Origin of the sequence: Clavibacter sp. MX14-G9D (assembly GCF_032917815.1) — a bacterium.
Taxonomy (GTDB): Bacteria; Actinomycetota; Actinomycetes; order Actinomycetales; family Microbacteriaceae; genus Clavibacter; species Clavibacter michiganensis_K.
In genome coordinates this window covers 13,299-31,311 of sequence record NZ_JAVCVL010000003.1, presented here as the reverse complement: position 1 = coordinate 31,311, position 18,013 = coordinate 13,299, and the positions used below count along the sequence as shown (strand labels likewise).

Annotated in this window: 19 protein-coding genes; 12 read left to right on the top strand and 7 right to left on the bottom strand. The window is 66.8% G+C overall.

The genetic code is table 11. The features are described from left to right. Positions 1-47 precede the first annotated feature (47 nt). Positions 48-296 carry an acyl carrier protein gene (locus Q6969_RS00755; protein ID WP_012038305.1) on the top strand — a complete coding sequence of 83 codons (249 nt, stop codon included), beginning with the start codon at positions 48-50 and terminating at the stop codon, positions 294-296. Positions 297-375: 79 nt separating this feature from the next. Then, the gene (locus tag Q6969_RS00750; RefSeq protein ID WP_317228737.1) at positions 376-1,617 is read left to right on the top strand and encodes a beta-ketoacyl-[acyl-carrier-protein] synthase family protein; all 1,242 of its coding nucleotides are present in this window, start codon (positions 376-378) and stop codon (positions 1,615-1,617) included. Positions 1,618-1,709: 92 nt separating this feature from the next. On the opposite strand, the gene Q6969_RS00745 is transcribed toward Q6969_RS00750, so the two are convergent. Further along, positions 1,710-2,228 (bottom strand): DUF3145 domain-containing protein, encoded by a 519-nt coding sequence (locus Q6969_RS00745; protein ID WP_012038303.1) that lies wholly within the window; start codon positions 2,226-2,228, stop codon positions 1,710-1,712. 267 nt (positions 2,229-2,495) lie between these two features. On the opposite strand from Q6969_RS00745, the gene Q6969_RS00740 reads away from it, so the two are divergent. Then, entirely contained in the window at positions 2,496-3,098 is a 603-nt protein-coding gene (locus Q6969_RS00740; RefSeq protein ID WP_317228736.1) for a PadR family transcriptional regulator, read from the top strand. 1 nt (position 3,099) lies between these two features. On the opposite strand, the gene Q6969_RS00735 is transcribed toward Q6969_RS00740, so the two are convergent. Beyond that, positions 3,100-3,951 (bottom strand): DUF1684 domain-containing protein, encoded by an 852-nt coding sequence (locus Q6969_RS00735; RefSeq protein ID WP_317228735.1) that lies wholly within the window; start codon positions 3,949-3,951, stop codon positions 3,100-3,102. A gap of 95 nt (positions 3,952-4,046) precedes the next feature. Between Q6969_RS00735 and Q6969_RS00730 the strand changes: the two genes are divergently transcribed. Then, positions 4,047-4,232 (top strand): hypothetical protein, encoded by a 186-nt coding sequence (locus Q6969_RS00730; RefSeq protein WP_146081627.1) that lies wholly within the window; start codon positions 4,047-4,049, stop codon positions 4,230-4,232. 72 nt (positions 4,233-4,304) lie between these two features. Here Q6969_RS00730 and Q6969_RS00725 read toward each other — a convergent pair whose 3' ends face one another. Further along, positions 4,305-5,975: a bifunctional 3'-5' exonuclease/DNA polymerase gene (locus Q6969_RS00725; protein WP_317228734.1), complete on the bottom strand. Its 1,671-nt coding sequence runs from the start codon at positions 5,973-5,975 to the stop codon at positions 4,305-4,307. A gap of 267 nt (positions 5,976-6,242) precedes the next feature. Between Q6969_RS00725 and Q6969_RS00720 the strand changes: the two genes are divergently transcribed. From Q6969_RS00720 to Q6969_RS00690, 7 genes are all read left to right on the top strand, one after another. Beyond that, on the top strand, positions 6,243-6,446 hold the full coding sequence (locus tag Q6969_RS00720) for a cold-shock protein (protein ID WP_012038298.1): 204 nt from the start codon (positions 6,243-6,245) through the stop codon (positions 6,444-6,446). A 116-nt stretch (positions 6,447-6,562) separates the two neighbouring features. After that, complete coding sequence (locus Q6969_RS00715; RefSeq protein WP_317228733.1) at positions 6,563-6,850, top strand: hypothetical protein; 288 nt, start codon at positions 6,563-6,565, stop codon at positions 6,848-6,850. A 148-nt stretch (positions 6,851-6,998) separates the two neighbouring features. Next, positions 6,999-8,528: a sugar transferase gene (locus Q6969_RS00710; protein WP_317228732.1), complete on the top strand. Its 1,530-nt coding sequence runs from the start codon at positions 6,999-7,001 to the stop codon at positions 8,526-8,528. Continuing rightward, positions 8,528-9,385, top strand: coding sequence for a WecB/TagA/CpsF family glycosyltransferase (locus Q6969_RS00705; protein ID WP_317228731.1), 858 nt, complete (start codon positions 8,528-8,530; stop codon positions 9,383-9,385). The genes Q6969_RS00710 and Q6969_RS00705 overlap by 1 nt, the downstream gene beginning before the upstream one ends. Next, positions 9,382-10,257 carry a glycosyltransferase gene (locus tag Q6969_RS00700; RefSeq protein ID WP_317228730.1) on the top strand — a complete coding sequence of 292 codons (876 nt, stop codon included), beginning with the start codon at positions 9,382-9,384 and terminating at the stop codon, positions 10,255-10,257. Before Q6969_RS00705 ends, Q6969_RS00700 begins: the two co-directional genes overlap by 4 nt. A 50-nt stretch (positions 10,258-10,307) precedes the next feature. Beyond that, positions 10,308-11,312, top strand: a complete 1,005-nt coding sequence (locus Q6969_RS00695) for a glycosyltransferase (protein ID WP_317228729.1) — start codon at positions 10,308-10,310, stop codon at positions 11,310-11,312. Further along, positions 11,302-12,345: a polysaccharide pyruvyl transferase family protein gene (locus Q6969_RS00690; RefSeq protein WP_317228728.1), complete on the top strand. Its 1,044-nt coding sequence runs from the start codon at positions 11,302-11,304 to the stop codon at positions 12,343-12,345. The genes Q6969_RS00695 and Q6969_RS00690 overlap by 11 nt, the downstream gene beginning before the upstream one ends. 50 nt (positions 12,346-12,395) lie before the next feature. Here the strand turns inward: Q6969_RS00690 and Q6969_RS00685 are convergent, their stop codons facing one another. After that, positions 12,396-13,835, bottom strand: coding sequence for a lipopolysaccharide biosynthesis protein (locus tag Q6969_RS00685; RefSeq protein ID WP_317228727.1), 1,440 nt, complete (start codon positions 13,833-13,835; stop codon positions 12,396-12,398). A 2-nt stretch (positions 13,836-13,837) separates the two neighbouring features. Next, positions 13,838-14,515, bottom strand: a complete 678-nt coding sequence (locus tag Q6969_RS00680; protein WP_317228756.1) for a polysaccharide pyruvyl transferase family protein — start codon at positions 14,513-14,515, stop codon at positions 13,838-13,840. A gap of 488 nt (positions 14,516-15,003) precedes the next feature. Here Q6969_RS00680 and Q6969_RS00675 point away from each other — a divergent pair, with 488 nt between their 5' ends. Beyond that, positions 15,004-16,200: an O-antigen ligase family protein gene (locus Q6969_RS00675; protein ID WP_317228726.1), complete on the top strand. Its 1,197-nt coding sequence runs from the start codon at positions 15,004-15,006 to the stop codon at positions 16,198-16,200. Positions 16,201-16,252: 52 nt separating this feature from the next. Here the strand turns inward: Q6969_RS00675 and Q6969_RS16260 are convergent, their stop codons facing one another. Both Q6969_RS16260 and Q6969_RS00670 read right to left on the bottom strand, forming a co-directional pair. Next, entirely contained in the window at positions 16,253-17,386 is a 1,134-nt protein-coding gene (locus tag Q6969_RS16260; protein WP_396335496.1) for a glycosyltransferase, read from the bottom strand. A gap of 149 nt (positions 17,387-17,535) precedes the next feature. Then, entirely contained in the window at positions 17,536-17,991 is a 456-nt protein-coding gene (locus Q6969_RS00670; protein WP_317228725.1) for a VOC family protein, read from the bottom strand. Positions 17,992-18,013: the final 22 nt, after the last annotated feature.

Here is an 18,013-nt window from a genome sequence, read left to right as displayed (position 1 = left end):
CCGCCCCATAAGCTGTTCCGGTCATCACGAACCACGAGGAGAAACACATGGCACTGTCCACCGAAGAAGTCCTGGCCGGCCTGGCCGAGCTCGTCAACGACGAGACCGGGATCGCCACCGACACCGTCGAGATGGACAAGTCGTTCACCGACGACCTGGACATCGACTCGATCTCGATGATGACGATCGTCGTCAACGCCGAGGAGAAGTTCGACGTGAAGATCCCCGACGAGGAAGTCAAGAACCTCAAGACCGTCGGCGACGCGGTCACGTTCATCACCAACGCGCAGTCCTGATCGCGCGGACGACGGCCGGTCCCGGAGCCGGGGCCGGCCGTCTCCCCTCCCCTTTCCCGACGTCGAGGAGACGCCACGCATGACCACCCCCAAGAAGATCGTCGTCACCGGGATCGGCGCCACGTCGCCCCTCGGCGGAACGGCGGAGGACACCTGGCAGGCGCTCCTCCGCGGCGAGTCGGGCATCAGCACCCTCGAGCAGGACTGGGTGGCGAAGTGGGAGATCCCCATCACGTTCGCGGGTCAGGCGAAGGTGCCGTCCTCCGAGGTCATGCAGCGCATCGAGACGAAGCGCCTCGACCCGTCCAGCCAGTTCGCGCTCACCGCCGCGCGTGAGGCCTGGGCCGACGCGGGCTCCCCCGAGGTCGACCCGCTGCGGTTCGCCGTGGACTGGGCCACCGGCATCGGCGGCGTGTGGACGCTCCTCGACGCCTGGGACACCCTCCGCGAGAAGGGGCCGCGCCGCGTCCTCCCCATGACCGTCCCCATGCTCATGCCCAACGGCCCCGCGGCTGCGGTCGGCATGGCGCTCGGCGCTCGCGCCGGCATCCAGACCGTGGTCTCCGCCTGCGCGTCGAGCACCGAGTCCATCGCCAGCGCCTACGAGCACCTGCAGGCCGGGCGCGCCGACATCATCGTCGCCGGCGGGTCCGAGGCCTCCATCCACCCCCTGCCCATCGCGTCGTTCGCGGCGATGCAGGCGCTGTCCAAGCGCAACGACGACCCGGCGCGCGCGTCGCGCCCCTACGACATCGCGCGGGACGGGTTCGTCCTCGGCGAGGGCGGTGCCGCCCTCGTCCTCGAGACGGAGGAGCACGCGAAGGCCCGTGGCGCCCGCATCTACGCCGAGCTCGTCGGCGGAGCGGTCACGAGCGACGCGTTCCACATCACCGCGCCGGACCCCGAGGGCACGGCGGCGGCCCGGGCGATGGTGCAGACCATCGAGGGCGCGGGCTACTCCCGTGCCGACGTGTCGCACATCAACGTCCACGCCACGAGCACGCCGGTCGGCGACATCGCCGAGTACAAGGCGCTCGAGCGCGTCTTCGGTGATGCGGTGCACGGGATCCCGGTCAGCGCGACCAAGGCCTCCACCGGCCACCTCCTCGGCGGCGCCGGAGCGATCGAGGCGGTCTTCACCGTCAAGGCGCTGGCGGAGCGCACCGCTCCCCCGACGATCAACCTGACGGAGCAGGATCCCGACATCCCGCTCGACGTCGTCACCTCGCCCCGCGCGCTCGGCGACGGCGACCTGCTGGCGATCAGCAACTCGTTCGGCTTCGGCGGGCACAACGCCGTCATCGCGTTCCGCAGCGTCTAGCGACGAGCGCACGACGAAGGGCCCCGACCGATCGGTCGGGGCCCTTCGTCGTGCATCGGCGGGAGGAGGAGCCGCCGGCCGGGTCGCTGCGGTCAGCCGACCTTGTGCAGCCAGACGACCGGGCTGAAGTCGCTCGCGTGGCGGAAAGCCTCGAGCTCGTCGTCCCAGGCCTGGCCCATCGCGAGCCGGAGCTCGCGGTGCAGCTCGAGGGTGTTCGACCCGGCGACGTCGAGCGCGTAGCGGATGCGGTCCTCGGGGATGACCGTGTTCCCGGCCGTGTCGGTCTGCGCGAAGAACACGCCGAGGTCCGGCGTGTGCATCCACCGCCCGCCGTCCCGTCCCGGTCCCGCGTCCTCGGTGACCTCGTAGCGGAGGTGCTCCCAGCCGCGGAGGCCGCTGGCGATCGCGGCGCCCGAGCCCTCCGGACCCTCCCAGTAGTACTCGGCGCGCATGGCGCCCTTCAGCACAGGCTGCGGATCCCACGTGAAGTTCACGGCATGACCGAGCGCACGACCGGCGGCCCATTCGACATGGGGGCAGAGCGCGCGAGGGGAGGAGTGCACGTAGAGCACTCCTCGAGCCGGTCTTGAGTTGGCGACGGGTGCTTCCATGGGGTCTCCTCCATCCGATCAGATGCGTCTTCCCCAACGATCTGCGTGCGATGGACGAGCTCCACACCTGCCGGTGCGGCCGGCGCGAGCGCCGACGGGTCTCATCATGCCCGGTGATCCTGGGGATCGGCAACATCGGCCGCACGACGCGCCGGGCCGCCGCCGGTACGCGCGGCATCGTGCGGACGCGGCGGGTCCCCCGGGAATGCATTCCCGGAATGCCTAGGCTCCAGGTGGCGGTCCGCCGGGCCGGGAGACGAGGAGTCGATGTCGGTACGGCACGCGCTCCTCGCGGTCCTCACCGAGGGCACCTGCTACGGCTACCAGCTGCGGACGGAGTTCACCCGACGCACCGGCACCGCCGCGCCGCTCAACGTCGGCCAGATCTACAACACCCTCGACCGGCTCGAGCGCGACGGGCTCGTCGTCAAGGGCGCCACGGATGACGCGGGGCACGTGCCGTACACGATCACGGCCGCCGGCGTCGCGGAGGTCGGGTCGTGGCTCACCGCGAGCGTGGGAGCGGTCGGGACACGGGACGAGCTGCTCGTGAAGGTGACCCTGGCGCTGTCCCTGCCCGACGCGGACGCGCGGGAGGTCGTGCGGGTGGAGCGCGAGGGCGCGCGACGGGAAGCGGCGGCGCTCGCCCGGCTCCGTCGCGAGCTGGAGGCAGCCGAGGGCGGGCTCCCGCTCGCGCGCCTGCTCGCCGTCGAGGCGCAGGAGGCGCAGACCGCCGCGCGGCTGTCCTGGCTGGACGCGGCGGAACGTCGCATCGACGAGGCGCGGGCCACGGGAGCGGGCCCGCTCGGCCTCGCCGTCGCCCCGCGCCGTGGACGTCCGGCACGCCGCGGCGGGGACGCCGACGCCTGAGCTAGTGGAGCAGCCCGCCGCCCTTCGCGAGCACGTTCTTCTCCCCCGCCTCGATGGGGACGGCGAAGCGGTTCTGCTTCGGCGGCATCGGGCAGTTGAAGTTGTAGCTGAACGCGCAGGGCGGGAGGTAGGCCCGGTTGAAGTCGAGCGTGATCGTGCCGTCGGGCGAGGGCGCGACCATCAGGAAGCGGCCGACCCCGTAGGTGGAGTCGCCGCTCGTCGCGTCCGAGAAGACCAGGAGGAGGGCGCGGCCCTCCCGGAATGCGGCCAGCTCGTAGTCGACGCCGTCCTTCGTGAAGGTGATCTCCCCCGGCACGACCTTGTCCTTCGTGGCGCCGTCGTCCTTCAGGTGCTCGAAGCCCATCGCGCGGCCGCCCTCGATGGGCGTGAAGTCGGCCTTCACGACCCACTCCTCGGAGTACGGGAACGCGTCGATGCCGCCGAAGTCGCGGATCGCCTCGGACTGCGCGTCCCACACGCGGAGCGCGTACGTGCCCTCCTCGCTGGCGATGACGAACGCCGAGACGGTGTCGCTGGCCACGACGGCGGAGGGCTGCGGGTCGTCGCGGCCGCGGACGACCGCCTCGCCGTCCACGAGGACGCCGTCGAGGCGGAGCCCGTCGGCGGCCTCGGCCTGGACGCGGAGTCCGGAGACCCCCGGCTCGAGCGGGGACCAGACGCCCGGGATCCCGTACACGGGCTGCGGGGCGGAGTCGTGCGAGATCCACTGCGTGTTGACGAGCGCGAGGTTCCCCTGGGGCAGCACCACCATCTGCTCGCGCCGCGAGCGGTAGACGGCGAGCACCTCCGCGGGATCGGCGGGAGAGGGTGCGGCGGTGGCGGGATCGGTCATCCCCCCATCCTCGCCGTCCGCCCGGCCCCCGCCAAGTCGTCCGCGTGTCCCCGGCCGGGGTTCACGCGGATGGGGCTCGAGCGTACGTTCGGAGCATGAGCACAGACCACGAGAGCACCTCGACCGACGAGAACGGCACGACGACCCACACGGAGGAGCACGTCGAGACGTCCTCCTCCGTCACCGAGGAGAGCGGATCCGACGAGACGACCCCCGACGGCTCCGGCAGCAACACCAGCGAGGGCGAGGACCACGAGGGCGACGTCGGCTCCGGCGGCTGATCCCCGGCTCCCGCCGTCGGCGACGCCCGGTCCCCTGCGGGGCCGGGCGTCGCCGTGCGCGGGCCCGCTGCCTCACTTCGCCTGGGCGTAGTCGTCGACCACCGCGATCGTGACGGGGAAGTCGACGGGGGCACCGCCGAACAGCAGTCGGCCGGCCTCGGCGGCGGCGTCCGTGACGGCGGCGCACACCTCGTCCACCCGGTCGTCCGGCGCGTGCACCATCACCTCGTCGTGGAGGAAGAACACGAGGTGGGGTCGCGAGTGCGGCCGCTCCATCGCGGCCAGGCGCCGCCGCAGGCCCGCCAGCCAGCAGAGCGCCCACTCGGCGGCGCTCCCCTGCACCACGAAGTTGCGGGTGAAGCGCCCCTGGTCGCGGGCGGAGGTGCGCGCACGGGCGGCGTCGGCCGCGGACGCCTCCCCCGCCCGGCCCACCTGCTGCACGTCCCGCCACGCATCGGACGGGGGCGGCGAGGACCTTCCGAGACGCGTGCTCACGACCCCGCCGCTCTCGCCCGCCCGTGCGGCGCCCTCGACGTAGCCTGTCGCCCGGGGGTACGCGCGGACGAGCCGCGGCATCAGGCGTCCGCTCTCCCCCGAGGTCGCGCCGTACATGGCCCCGAGCATCGCGACCTTGGCGTGGGCGCGCGTGTCGACGACGCCCGTGTCGACGAGGCCCTGGTACAGGTCCGTGCCGCGGCCCGCGTCGGCCATGGCCCGGTCCTCCGCCAGCGCCGCCAGGATGCGCGGCTCGAGCTGCGCCGCGTCGGCGACCACCAGCCGCCAGCCGGGATCGGCGCGCACCGCGGACCGGATCTGGCGCGGGAGCTGCAGCGCGCCGCCGCCGCTGGCAGCCCAGCGCCCGGTGACGACGCCGCCGGGCACGTACTCCGGGTGGAAGCGGCCGTCGCGGATCCACGTCTCCATCCAGGTCCAGCCGTTGGCCGCGAGGAGGCGGGACAGCTTCTTGTGCTCGAGCAGCGGGGCGATGACCGGGTGGTCGATCTCCTGCAGCTCCCACTGGCGGGTGCTCGTGGCATCGATGCCCGCGCGTCGGAGCGCCCGCAGCATGTCGGGCGGGCTGTCGACGTTGAGGTCCGGCGCGTCGAGGAGCTCGCGGATGCGGGCGGCAAGCCGCAGGATGGCGGGCGGCGCGCCGCCGTGCGCCGGTCGTCCGCCGAGCAGGTCGACGAGCAGCGCGTCGTGGACGGCGGTGTCCCACGGCAGCCCGTCGGCCGACATCTCGGCGGCGACGAGGGCCCCGGCGGACTCCGCCGCGAGGAGGAGACGCAGCCGGCCGGGCTCCGCGCTGCCCGCGACGGCCTCCAGCTGGAGGCGCAGCTCGGCGACGAGGTCGTCGGGCGACCCGCCCTCCGGGGCGTCGAGGTCGTCGAACAGGGTGGCGGCGGCGGATCGCTCCCGCTCGACCGGTGCGGCACGGTCCCACGCGCCGACCGGCTGGCGGGCGAGGGCGCTGTCGGCGGTCAGGGTGGACAGCCGGAGGATCGCGTGGCAGAGACGGAGGTCGTGGCAGCGCGCGACGCGCACCCCCGCCGGGAGGAGCGTGCGGGACCAGGCGGCCGTGTCGTCCCACACCCAGCGCGGGGAGGGCCGCTCCCGCTCGCGGGATGCGGCGATCGCGGGCCACTCCTCGGAGGCGACGTCGCGCTGCCCCGTGACGGCGCCCGTCCCGTCGACGTCGATCAGGCGCACGCCGTCCGGCGTCCGCGCGACCAGGATGTGCATCCCCTCATCATCCCGTCACCGACCGACGCCGGAGACCCGGGCCGGCTCACGCCGCCGCCGTTCGCGACCCCTCCCGGCACGTCATGCAGGGAAACGCCCACGAGAATCTGCGCGCATCCCCCCTCGCGTGCGGTTCACCCGCTAGGGTTGGTCACAAGTCGTCAGGTCCTCACGATCCGCCCGGTCCGCCGGGAGGTTCACGAGGGGCAGACGACCCGCGGTCCCGGGTCCCGGGATCGATGCATCTCTTTTGAAGGAAATTTCGTCATGGCAACAGGCACCGTCAAGTGGTTCAACGCTGAAAAGGGCTTCGGCTTCATCGCTCCCGACAACGGAACCGCGGATGTGTTCGCTCACTACTCCGCGATCGCGACGGGCGGCTACAAGTCGCTCGACGAGAACCAGAAGGTGGAGTTCGAGGTCGCCCAGGGCCCCAAGGGTCCCCAGGCTGAGAACATCCGCCCGCTCTAACGCCACCCGCTCACCACTGGTGAGCGACGCACGCTGAGCTTCCGAGGACGGCTCCGACCATGTGGTCGGGGCCGTCTTCCATTTAACGAGCGCTTCCCCGTGCGAGAGCATGGGACGTGCCCTCCTACCGCATCACCATGACCGTCGGCGTGCTCCGACCCGGAGCCGATCCTGCCGCCGTCCTGCCGGCCGCCGCCACCGAGGCCGCGCGCATCGCGACGCTCGAGGCGAACGACATCCAGGTGGTCCGCGGCGAGCCCCGGCTGACGGTGCGCTTCACCGCCGACGACGACAGCGCGGCCGAGCGGATCGCCGCCGCAGTCCGCGCCCGCACGTCCGAGCTGGCGCACGTGCCGAGGGCGAGCATCACGCGACGGGACGGCGGCACCTGGACCCGCATCTGAGCCCGCCCCCGCCCGAGGGCGTCGTCCCGTCAGCACCCGTTCCGGGCGCTCACCCGTGCTCGCGTCGGGAATGCTGAGGAACCGCTGTAGTCTCTCCCTCGGGAGTCGACGGTGCCTCAGGGGGACGCACCACCGGCTTGGGGGGACGATGATCGAACAGCAGACGACGCACGACGACGCGACGACCGCTCGTCAAGGCAACTTTGAATCCACGGAGCGTGAGTCTGCTCACGACGAGCGGTCCCACGCATGGCGCCGCACGTACGCCCTCGGCCTCGTCATCACGGACCTGCTCGTGCTCGTATGGGTCGTCTTCGGTGTCCAGATCGCCTGGTTCGGGTTCGAGACCTCCGACATTACGTTCGATGGAAACGTCGAGGGCCTCACGGTCAGTTACACGACGCTCTCGATCGTCATAATCGCCTGCTGGATGGCGGCGCTCGGCCTGTACGGCACGCGCAGCTACCGCGTCCTCGGTACCGGGCCCCAGGAGTATCGGCTCATCCTCGACGCGACGGTCAGGCTCTTCGGGATCGTCGCGATCGTCGCATTCTTGTTTCGAATCGAATTCGCACGCGGTTACATCATCATCGCCCTCCCGCTTGGGGTCGTAACCCTCGTCCTGAGCCGCTGGATGTGGCGGCAGTGGCTCAACATGCAACGCACTAGGGGCAAGTACTCGTCACGCGTGCTCCTCATCGGCTCCGAGTCGTCGACCGACTTCCTCGCGCGAGAGCTCGCGCGTCAGCCTTACGCCGGATACCTGGTCGTGGGAGCGTGCATCCCGTCCGGAGTTATCGCGGCGACGCTCCCGGGCACCGGTGTCCCAGTCCTCGGCAAGCTCGACGACCTGCAGGCCGCCATGAAAGCAGTCGACGCCGACACCATCGTCATCGCCAGCAACGACGAGCTCTCCCCCGAGCGCATACGGGAGCTAAGCTGGTCGCTTGAACCGGGCCGACAGCATCTGGTCGTAGCGCCGAGCCTCACCGACATCGGCGGGCCTCGCATCCACACCAGGCCCGTGGCAGGACTTCCGCTCATCCACGTCGAGACGCCGAGGTACGAGGGCTCCAAGCTCTTCGCCAAGCGCGCGTTCGACATCTTCGCCAGCGCGTTGATCCTGCTGGTGACGTCGCCGCTCCTTCTCGTCGTCGCGATGACAGTGCGACTGAGCACGCCGGGACCCGTGCTCTTCCGGCAAGAACGAGTTGGCATTAACGGCAGGCCGTTCCAGATGCTGAAGTTTCGGACGATGGTCACCGACGCCGAGGCACGTCTGCTCGAGCTCGAGAAGCAGGCCCGCGACGCCGGCAATTCCGTACTCTTTAAAATGAAGGATGACCCACGAGTCACCCCTATAGGCCGCTTCCTACGGCGCTACAGCCTCGATGAACTCATGCAGCTAATTAATGTGCTAAATGGGAGCATGTCCCTCGTGGGACCTCGACCCCCACTAGTCCGCGAGGTCGCGGCGTACGAGACCAAGGTGCACCGTCGCTTCCTGGTGAAGCCGGGCATCACTGGGCTGTGGCAGGTGAGCGGTCGCTCTAACCTCTCTTGGGAGGACAGCGTGCGCCTTGACCTGTATTACGTCGAGAACTGGTCCATCGTCGGGGACCTCGTGATCCTGTGGAAGACAGCGCGAGCAGTGCTGGCGCGCGAGGGAGCGTACTAATGGACCGCCCGGACGAACTACGGTCGCGGCCCCGGCGTGTCGACGATCCGCAAGTCGCGCGTCGGTCTGAGCTTCATGTCGAAGCATTGACTTCCGTCGCAAATCCGTGTCTACAACGCATTCACGTTCCCGTTCTTGACGTCGCAGTCACAGCGATGTCCGCCCGGGATGTGGTCGCGCGGATTCACAGGGCGCCCTCATCTGCCACTCTCTTACTCAACCACAACCTGCACAGCGTCTACCTTTTTCACAAGCTGCCTTGGTTTCGTCAGCTGTATGCCACGAGTGAAGTCATCGTCATCGATGGATGGCCTGTATTGCGCATGGCAGGGAGACGCGCACCCGTCTCGCCTGATCACCGAATCGGATCCACAGACTGGATTTCCTGTCTTTGGAACGAAGACAAACCGCGACCGTTGCGTGTCTTCCTCCTAGGGGGATCAAAGGAAGTAAGTGCAATCGCTGTCGATCGCTGGCTGCAGAAACGCCCTAAAGATGAAGTAGCTGGCAACACCGGCTATCTCAACGGGCGTGACGAGGGACTCGTGATCGAGGCTATACGTGCTCATCGTCCCGATCTTGTACTCGTGGGTATGGGCATGCCGATGCAGGAATCATTCATCAGTCGTCACCTCACAGAACTACCCGCCGCGCACTATGCGACGGTCGGTGGTGCAATCGATTACATTGCAGCTCCAGCGAGCCTTAGCCCGAGATGGCTAGGTCGGTTTGGGCTGGAGTGGGTATGGCGGTTGCTGCACAACCCCGGGCGCCTTTGGGCTAGGTATCTCATCGAACCGTTCAAACTTGCACTGATCCTTGCCGCCAACAAGTTTAGGAAATCGCCAAGACAGTGAAATGCCAATCAGATGTGACTGTCGTAATACCGACGACGGGACGTGACGCCCTCAAGGTGGCACTAGACTCAGTTCGACGTCAAGACCAAGCGAATGTCACAACGATCGTCGTACTCGATGATCCGGGAGCAGAAGTACCAGTCCGTGCGATGCTCGAGGGCGAAACGCTTATCGTGACGGCTGGGCGGACCGGAGCAGCTAGCGCACGGAACGTGGGCCTTGAGCATGCGCAGTCGCGTTACGTCGCATTTCTCGATGATGATGACTGGTGGGAGCCGACGAAGCTACGCGATCAGCTGGACACGGTTCGTGACGTACCATCAGCGGTGAGCTTTTCCAGTACGTACTTCCATGAGGAACATGGCAATGTCCGTCTGTTGCCTCGCAGAACGCGCCGCCCGAACGAGTCGATCGCCGACTATCTCGTGCTACGGCCGCGACTGAAGCACGGTGAGGGTTACATCCAGACGAGCTCGCTCCTCGCGGAGACCGATCTGCTCAAACGCATCAAGTGGGACCCAGCGCTGCCCAAGCATCAGGACTGGGATCTCATCGCGCGCCTGGACGCGAGTGGCGCTGAGTTCGTCTTCGTCGACAAGCCTCTGGTCCATGTTCAACAAGGCTCGGCCGGCTCCATCTCCCGCTCCAGCGACTGGCGAGCGAGCCTCGACTGGGCGGACCGACACGGCGCTAATCTCTCGCCACGCGCGAAGGCAGACTTCGTCGCCACGCACGTTCTTCGCGCGGCAGCCGCGAAGCGCGATGGTGCCGGCATCGCAGCCGCCTTCCGCCGTATGTGGCGCACACCCCCGCATGCAGCGGCGTTCATCGTAGGAATCCACGGGCTCGTCGAAGGGAGGTCGCGTCGATGACGACAGCTGGTTCTCGGCGTGCGTCGCGGTCAAGCGATCGTCGAATCACGGTGCTGGAATCCGTCGGCGCACCAGATGGCACGACGAAGTTCGTCGATCAAGTTGTGAGCTTTGCGCCGGCAGATGTGCGCTTCACGTACTTCTCCTGGGCCCGAGCGTTGCTCGGCCCGTATGACGTGTTCCACATCCACTGGCCCGAGTTCCTAATCCGAGGCCGTAGTGGTCCTGTGCGTATGGTGCGGACGGCATTGACGGTTGCCTTGCTCCTCCGCCTCTGGGCGACGAAGACGCCCGTCGTCCGTACGATGCACAACGTCGTGCCACATGAGACCGGCGGGGCCGTGGAGCGGGCTCTCCTACGACGCGTCGATCGGTGCACCGCGCTGTTCGTCACCTTGTCCGAGGCGACTCCTGTTACCGAAGAAGCGCCCCGTAAGATCATTCGCCATGGCCATTACAAGGGAGTGCTGACTGCCGACCGGGCACGCGCGAGGACACATCGCATGATCGCGTTCGGGAGAGTCGAGCCATACAAGAACAACCTCGAACTGATTCGCACATTCTCTTCATTGCAGGATCCCTCGGCTGAGCTCCGCATCGTCGGAAAGGCCTCGAGCCAGATGGCGGAGGAGCTGAGGCAGGCGGCTGCAGAGGATCGGCGAGTCGGATTCCACTTCGACTTCGTATCTGATGCGCAGATGGTGCACGAGATCACGGCGTCGCAATTGGTAGTCCTTCCTTATACAGAGATGCACAACAGCGGAGTCGTGCTCGTCGCGCTGTCCTTGGAAAGGCCCGTCCTCGTCCCACGCACGGCGACGAATGAGATCCTCGCCCGTGAGGTCGGCGAGGAGTGGTTGCTCATGTTCGATCCTCCGCTCGAAGCCCGGCATCTTATTGGGGCGTTGGAAGCGACCAGTGGAGCGTTGGTGACCAAGCCGAGACTGGACGACCGCGACTGGGAAGCCGTGGCAGCGGCATATGCCGAAGCCTTTCGAGCCGTACTAGGCAAGAAACGCGGCAAAAGATTAAAGGATGGCACCCGTGCAAGATGACGATCAGATATTTGTCAACCCGAGCGGTCAACGGGACAATCTCGGGGACTCCGTTCTTCGGCGCGCCTACCTCAATGCCCTCAGAGGTCGAGGTGCATTGCACGTCTACGTCGGCACCGACGCGTCCTACATATCCGGACTGGGCCTGAGGGCCGAGGACGTCACTTATGCCAGCAAGACCGCGTGGCTCCGACGCGCGTTGGCGCGTACGACTCATGGGGGCGTCTTCGCGTTAAACGCCGGAGAATACGTGCTCGATCGCCGTTTCCTGGTCAACGCCGTCTGGCAGGGAGCTCTGGTCGCAGTGTTTCGAGCCCGAGGAGGCACCGCTCTGGCGCTCGGTATCGCCGTCCGAGCGGGTGCAGCCGGCGCACGGACACGTGCTCTTCGTCAGCTGCTCAGAACCGTCAGCCGAGTGACATGGCGCGACCCTGAGAGTTGTCGAGCCGTAGGTCTCGGTTCAGTGGCGCCAGATTGGGCTTTCGCTCTTGGGTCCACTTCCGACATGGTTCCGGCGGCTGGCCGAGATATCCTCGCGGTCACGATGCGAGGCGACCGTCCTGCGCCGGATGCTGTGTGGATCGCGGTCGTACGGGAGCTCGCGGAGCGCCACCGGGTCAAAGTGGTCGTCGTGAATCAGATGACCGCAGACGCTCAGCGATGCGCAGAGCTCGCGGCGGCGCTCGGGGGCGACGTGCTGACATGGGAAGGCGAGTCGCATGCCCATCAGGAGCAACGCATTCGGGCTGTGTACGCGCGAAGCGTGGCCGTTGTGAGCGATCGCATCCACGCACTCATCCTGGGTCTGACTGAAGGTGCGGTGCCCATCGGTTTGACCACTTCAGATCCCGAAAAGGTGATACGCACGTTCGCGGCGGTCACTGCGGTCCCCGTCGCTCGACGCTCGAGCCAAGACGCGCCGGCGCTCATGAATTGGGCTGAGGGGCTCCTGTCGGCGCGTGAGCTGATGATTGCCGATCTCAGTCGTGCGCGCGTGGCTTTGGATCGCCTGTCGTCTTCGCTGCGGGCTTAGGTTCGAGCTGTCTTCCTCAATCCCTGAATCCCATCAGCTGCGCTCTGCGGCTACCGGCGACGGATTGAGAGAACCGTGCGCCAGAGCGTGTGGCAATCACGACGTATCGCGGGCACAGCCGCCAATGCCAGGCTCACGAACGCCAAGCCGACTGCCCCGACGACCAAGAGCTGACCGAGCGCTCCTAAGCCTGACGTCATAGCGGATGTGGGCAGCGACACCGCGAGCACCCCGGTTCCGAGCGCTACGGGCCGGGCCGCTTGGCGCAGCAACGCGTGTATGTCGATGCCCGCTCTAGGGGCGGCGAAGATGCTGAGCACGACCCAATTGACGACGAGACCGGTTGTACTGCCGACTGCAACACCGACTGGCCCGAATACGACTCCGACGGCCATGAAGACCACCATGGCCGTCCGTGTGATGATGCTGTACCTCAATTGCATACCCGTAAGTGCGCGAGCGAGAAATACCCAGTAGTACACGAAGCCGAGGGCTTGGAAGACACCCCCCAGCGCAAGGATGCGGAAAATGATTTTGGACTCGTCCCAGCCGGGTCCCAGGAGCAGGTCGATGAGGGGGTCCGCCGTACTCGCTGCGAAGAAGAAGACGCCCCCCATCCCGTAGGCGAGGATGAGTTGCGCACGCTGCACATAGTGGTCGAATCTGGGGCTGTCCTGCGCGCGGGACAGGAGCGGGAATACGACGCGTGTCATGGGCGCAGCGATTTGTTGCAGGGGCATGCGGAATATCTGATATGCGCGGTCGTATACTCCGAGCGCCCCTGCTCCCCACACCCGGCCGATGAGGACACTATCAGCATTGCCGCTCACGTAGTTGACCAGCTGCACACCCATCGTGTTGGCGCCAAACCCTATCAGCGCACGCATCCCGGAACCGCGGCTCGGAAGTCCGGGCAACCATTGGGCTCCGATGATGACGGACATCAGGGTGACGGCGGCGAGCACGAGCTGTTGAGCCACTAGCGCGTAGTAGGACCATCCAATGAGCGCCAGGGCGATCGCCGCGGCGGACGCGACGGCCTGCCCTAGCACGTCAGTCGCGGCAAGCCAGCGAAAGCGGAGGGAACGCGTGACCTCTGCTTTGAACTGCGCCGCCAGAGCGTTGAGGAGGAATACCACGGAGAGCGCCTGACATACTGGTATGAGCTCTGGGCGTCCATAAAACAAGGAAATGGGCACGGCGAGACTGAAGACGCTAACACTAAGGAGAGCGCCTAGTACCGCGTTGATCCAAAACAAGTTCGAGCGCTGGGCGGCGGAGAGCTCCCGAGCTTGGATCGAGGCCATGGAGAGCCCGAAGTCGCCGAGCAGGCTGGCTATTCCGGCGATGGCCATGACCATCGACAGGATCCCGAAGTCCGTTGCGTTCAGGATGCGCGCCAGGATCGCGAGCGTCAGCAGTTGGATGAGGAAGCGGATCCACTGCCCTCCTACCGTCGTCGCAGCACCGCGAGCCGCGTCGCCGGCCATCGTCAAGAGATGATCTCCTGACACCACAGGTCGGCCGGGAACGCGGACATCAAGGGCGCCGGATCCCATTCGAGAGGGGACTCCCCTCCCCGGTCAATCGCCTCGCGGACACTTTCCGCCGCATGGAACGACGGGCGTCCTGATCCTCGGTAGTAGTCCTCGTACTTGAATCGGGGCTCAGCGCCGGAGACGACGAGGCGCGCTGGAATGCCCAACGACTCCGCTACCACAACCGCGTGCAGGGACGAGCCCACAACAAGGTCGCTCGCCGCGATGGTAGCCAGTACCTCGTTGAGGGGCCGTCGCGGATCCACGTCGTTCGGACCGGTGCTCCAACCGGCCTTCAGGTCGTTCAAGTTGGGGATGACAGTGAGAGGTCTTCTGGCCATGCCGCCTCGGAGCTGGTCCCGCGACCACAGGTGCCCGACCAGTAGGCCGGGATCGCCGAAGACGTCCGGCACTGCCACTCCTCGTCGACGAAGGAAGTCCTGCGTGAGCGGCCCCCGCACCGCTCGAACGTCGAGGTCGGTGAAGTCGAAAGTCTCGCTAAGCGACTTACCGTTCGCGCCCGTACCCCAGATCGTGTCCCCTGTGCGTGCAAGGCGGAGGATCGAGCCGACGGTCACCAGGCGGGTCGCCGTCGTCGCGGAGCTGGTATCGATGCCGAGTCTGGCGAGCATCTTCTTCACGATGACGGGCCCCAGAAGGTCGCCGAAGTTGCCGATCCGACCCCAACCGGGTAGGCGCCGCGCCCAACCGGCTCGGCCGAGCGGCCGTCGTGGGTTCCAATGGACGACGTCGATCTTCGGCACGGGGCCCCCACTCCGGTCGATTGCCTCGCACGTGTCCTGCGTGGAGTCGCAACAGGAGCGATACTATGTCAACCGGAGCTGGTGTTTCGCGTCACTCCCGTTGCTGGCGCTCCCGCTAGACATCCAGGAGACTGCCCTGCATCCATCCGCTGCGCACGATCGCTGACCTCGACCGACATGTAGGGCGCTCGCCAAAGGAAGGCCTCGATGTGACTTCCACACACGTGCGCACAGCCACACGGGCATTGGCGCTGCCAAGACGAGCAGACCGCCGCATCATGTTGGTCGGTTTGCTGCTTGGCTCCGCGGCCGCCTTGGTCGGGGTAAGGCTGCCGGTCTTCGGTTCCTTCCAGGGAGTGAGCATCGCACTCGTCATCCTCGCCCTAGTTGCAGCGGCCGACTCGCGTCACAAGGTCCCGCTCCGTACTCTCAGAGTCACCGGAGCCGATCTCGCGTTCATGTCCTTCTATGGGCTCCTGATCACGTTCGAGATGCTAAACGCGATTCAGTTGAATCACTCGCCGTTCCTCGGGGTGGGATTGACGGTTCTGCTGGCGTACTTGGCTACATGGCCGGCCCGCATGGTCATCACCGGTGTGGACAGCCTCCGTGAGTTCATGAGCGGCCTCACCCTGGCAAGCGTGCCGGTTTCCGTCATCGCAGTAGCCCAGCTCCTTCGGATCCCGGGTGTCAACGAGTTCCTGACCCGCTTCACAGAATCGGGAGGGTTGGAGAGTCGGCTGCTGGCCGGTTGGGACATACGCGGCACCAGCACGATCGGTCACTGGACGGCACTCGGCGGATACCTCGCCTGTATCTCCGCGGCCGCATGCATTGAGCTCTTGTTGGCTGACCATTCCCACACGGTCAAGCTCAGGCCGATCCTCGTCCTCGGGGCTTCGTTGGCGGGCCAGGTGACCACCCTCACCTTCGCCACCATCGCCGTGGCCGTCGCCGTCGTGGTGGTCACTGTATTGCGGATGCGCGTCCGGCCCAGCCTCGTCATCGTCGGTGTAGGCGTCGCAACCGGTGGGTGGCTGGTCTTTGGGCAGAAGATCGCCGAGCGTGTCGCAAACCAGTCCGGTCAGAGCGTCTACGCCGTACAGGAATACGCGTGGCTGCCGCAAACTGTCGGATATCGTTTGAATATCTGGATGACGGAAACGTTGCCGGCGATCCTGCAGCGCCCGGTCACGGGTTGGGGAAGCGACGTCTACGCTGCAAAGGCCAAGGGGTGGTTTGAGTCGCCTGCCTCACTCGTCTGGGTCTCGCCGGAATCTGAGTGGATGCGAACTCTTGTGACGGTGGGCGTCGCCGGATTGATTCTCCAGGTCATTCTCCTGGTAGCCGTGGCGACTGCACTGTTCAAGAGCCGTTCCGCGTTCCCGAAATCAGCGATGGCACCGATCGCAACTTTATTCGGCGGGCTGCTGATGATCTCCAGCCTCCACAGCCACCTGAATAACCCAGGAGTACCCCTCATACTGTGGCCTCTGCTCTTCGCCGTGATCGCGGCTGCTCAGCAGGAGCAGGCCAGAGCGTCAGCCGGATAAAGGTCCTTCGCTGGCCAGCCTCAGGCTGCTGGACACCATCGAGTTAGCGCGCTCAACCGTGGACTGCGATGACCGCTCGTACGAAGCGTGAGATTTGATTAGCAGTTGGCAGCGCCGAGACAGTGGTCACGCTCGACGGGCCGACACGCTGCTGCTCGTCAGTGCTCTCCGCATACTCGTCCGATTCGAGAATCACTCGCAGTAGTTCTTCGGCGCCGCTGTGCCCGCGACCGAGCCGACCGCCGTCTGTTACGAGGGTGAGATGCGTTGAGGCGGAGAGAGGCTGAGGTGAACCTCGGAACCCGAGGCTTGTTTGCGCGCACGTCCCTTGCCTCATTGTCAGCCAGAGAGGTACGCGCTCGCTGGCGCCGACCCCAGGCTGGGGCTGATCATTTGACTGAGCATGTGACACACGACGGAACGACATTCCGAGGTCTCTTTTCGACGCAAGCTGAGTCGCCGTCCGCAGGGATTCCCTCGCGGACGCGCTAGTGCAGATGGGGCACCACGCCATGTGGAGCGTGGGTGCGCCGCAGGCATCTCCGTGAGAGTCGGGGTCTACGGGAGCGTCATTGCGCTGACGAGAGAGGACCTGCACACTGCGTTCGTCCACGCCACGGGCGAGAAGGAGATCGCCGTCCCTCGCGGTTGGCACTCCGACAAGAGCGACCCTTCTGAGCATCGCCGTGAGGCTCCGCTGCCGACCGGCACGCGTCGGCCGACCGTCGTGCATGTGCAGTGACGACAGCGTGAGGACACCCAGAGGCCTCCCCCTCGACGCAAGTAGCGAGGCTGCCAGAGTCAACCGGCCTGGTGCGAGAATCACCATAACATCAGCGCTCCTCGCACGAATCGCCGCCATCATGCTCACCGCGAGCGAGCTCGCGAGATCGAATGTACTTGCGTCAGCATTCCTCGCCTCGGGCAGGTGGGCGTAGCACACGTCGGGGACGGCGGAATCACCGTGTTCACTAAATCGTGGACCCCATTCGCGCGTCGAGGCCACGTTCGTGACGAGACGGACCTCGGCACCAGACCGCTGCAGTGCTTGCACGCAGTGCTGTATGTCCCGACTCGCGATGCAGGCGTCCAAGTGCGGCCACACGGCTACCACGTCGACGCGCACTCCGCTGAGGCCGACAGCGAGGGCATCGCTACCGACCGCAGAATCCTTTAACTCCCCCATGACCACATTGTGCCTCGTCTGGCCGGCATGTCGATGCCCCTTCGGGCCATGGTCGTTCGGGCCCGATAGCCGCCGATGAGGCGAACTCAGCGCTACCAGTGCTGAATCGTCATCACCAATCGCTGCCTCACTGGACCGGATCTACCACATCAGCGCCCGTCGGCCGCCCGGACGAGCTCCGCGATGTCGAGGCGGCCCATGGCGAGCATCGCCTGCTGCGCGCGGGCGGCGCGGTCCGGGTCGGGGTCGCCGAGGAGGGCGGGCAGGATCGTCGGGACGATCTGCCAGGAGACGCCGAACGGGTCGGTGAGCCAGCCGCAGCGGCTCGGGGCGCCGCCGTCGGCGATGAGCGCGTCCCAGATGCGGTCGAGCTCCTCCTGCGTCTCGACGGGCACCGAGAGCGAGAACGCCGGGGTCTGCGGGAACATCGGTCCGCCGTCGAACAGGAGGATCCGCAGTCCGCCGACCTCCACCGTGGCGGAGCCCGCCGGACCGTCGCCCGCGGGCAGGTCGACGACGCGGGAGTCCGGCAGCACCTCGGCGTAGAGCGTCGCGGCCTCCCGCACGCGCCCGTCGAGCCAGATGAACGGGGTGATGGCCTGCATGACGTCCTCGTCTCTCCTCGGA

Excerpts from the sequence above, each read along its gene's own strand:
- Q6969_RS00680 (WP_317228756.1), bottom strand. The coding sequence starts at position 14,515 with ATGCTCGCCAGACTCGGCATCGATACCAGCTCCGCGACGACGGCGACC.
- Q6969_RS00745 (WP_012038303.1), bottom strand. The coding sequence starts at position 2,228 with ATGGAAGCACCCGTCGCCAACTCAAGACCGGCTCGAGGAGTGCTCTAC.
- Q6969_RS00670 (WP_317228725.1), bottom strand. The coding sequence starts at position 17,991 with ATGCAGGCCATCACCCCGTTCATCTGGCTCGACGGGCGCGTGCGGGAG.
- Q6969_RS00685 (WP_317228727.1), bottom strand. The coding sequence starts at position 13,835 with ATGGCCGGCGACGCGGCTCGCGGTGCTGCGACGACGGTAGGAGGGCAG.
- Q6969_RS00750 (WP_317228737.1), top strand. The coding sequence starts at position 376 with ATGACCACCCCCAAGAAGATCGTCGTCACCGGGATCGGCGCCACGTCG.
- Q6969_RS00720 (WP_012038298.1), top strand. The coding sequence starts at position 6,243 with ATGGCAACAGGCACCGTCAAGTGGTTCAACGCTGAAAAGGGCTTCGGC.
- Q6969_RS16260 (WP_396335496.1), bottom strand. The coding sequence starts at position 17,386 with ATGGGGGAGTTAAAGGATTCTGCGGTCGGTAGCGATGCCCTCGCTGTC.
- Q6969_RS00725 (WP_317228734.1), bottom strand. The coding sequence starts at position 5,975 with ATGCACATCCTGGTCGCGCGGACGCCGGACGGCGTGCGCCTGATCGAC.
- Q6969_RS00710 (WP_317228732.1), top strand. The coding sequence starts at position 6,999 with ATGATCGAACAGCAGACGACGCACGACGACGCGACGACCGCTCGTCAA.
- Q6969_RS00755 (WP_012038305.1), top strand. The coding sequence starts at position 48 with ATGGCACTGTCCACCGAAGAAGTCCTGGCCGGCCTGGCCGAGCTCGTC.
- Q6969_RS00740 (WP_317228736.1), top strand. The coding sequence starts at position 2,496 with ATGTCGGTACGGCACGCGCTCCTCGCGGTCCTCACCGAGGGCACCTGC.
- Q6969_RS00705 (WP_317228731.1), top strand. The coding sequence starts at position 8,528 with ATGGACCGCCCGGACGAACTACGGTCGCGGCCCCGGCGTGTCGACGAT.
- Q6969_RS00735 (WP_317228735.1), bottom strand. The coding sequence starts at position 3,951 with ATGACCGATCCCGCCACCGCCGCACCCTCTCCCGCCGATCCCGCGGAG.
- Q6969_RS00730 (WP_146081627.1), top strand. The coding sequence starts at position 4,047 with ATGAGCACAGACCACGAGAGCACCTCGACCGACGAGAACGGCACGACG.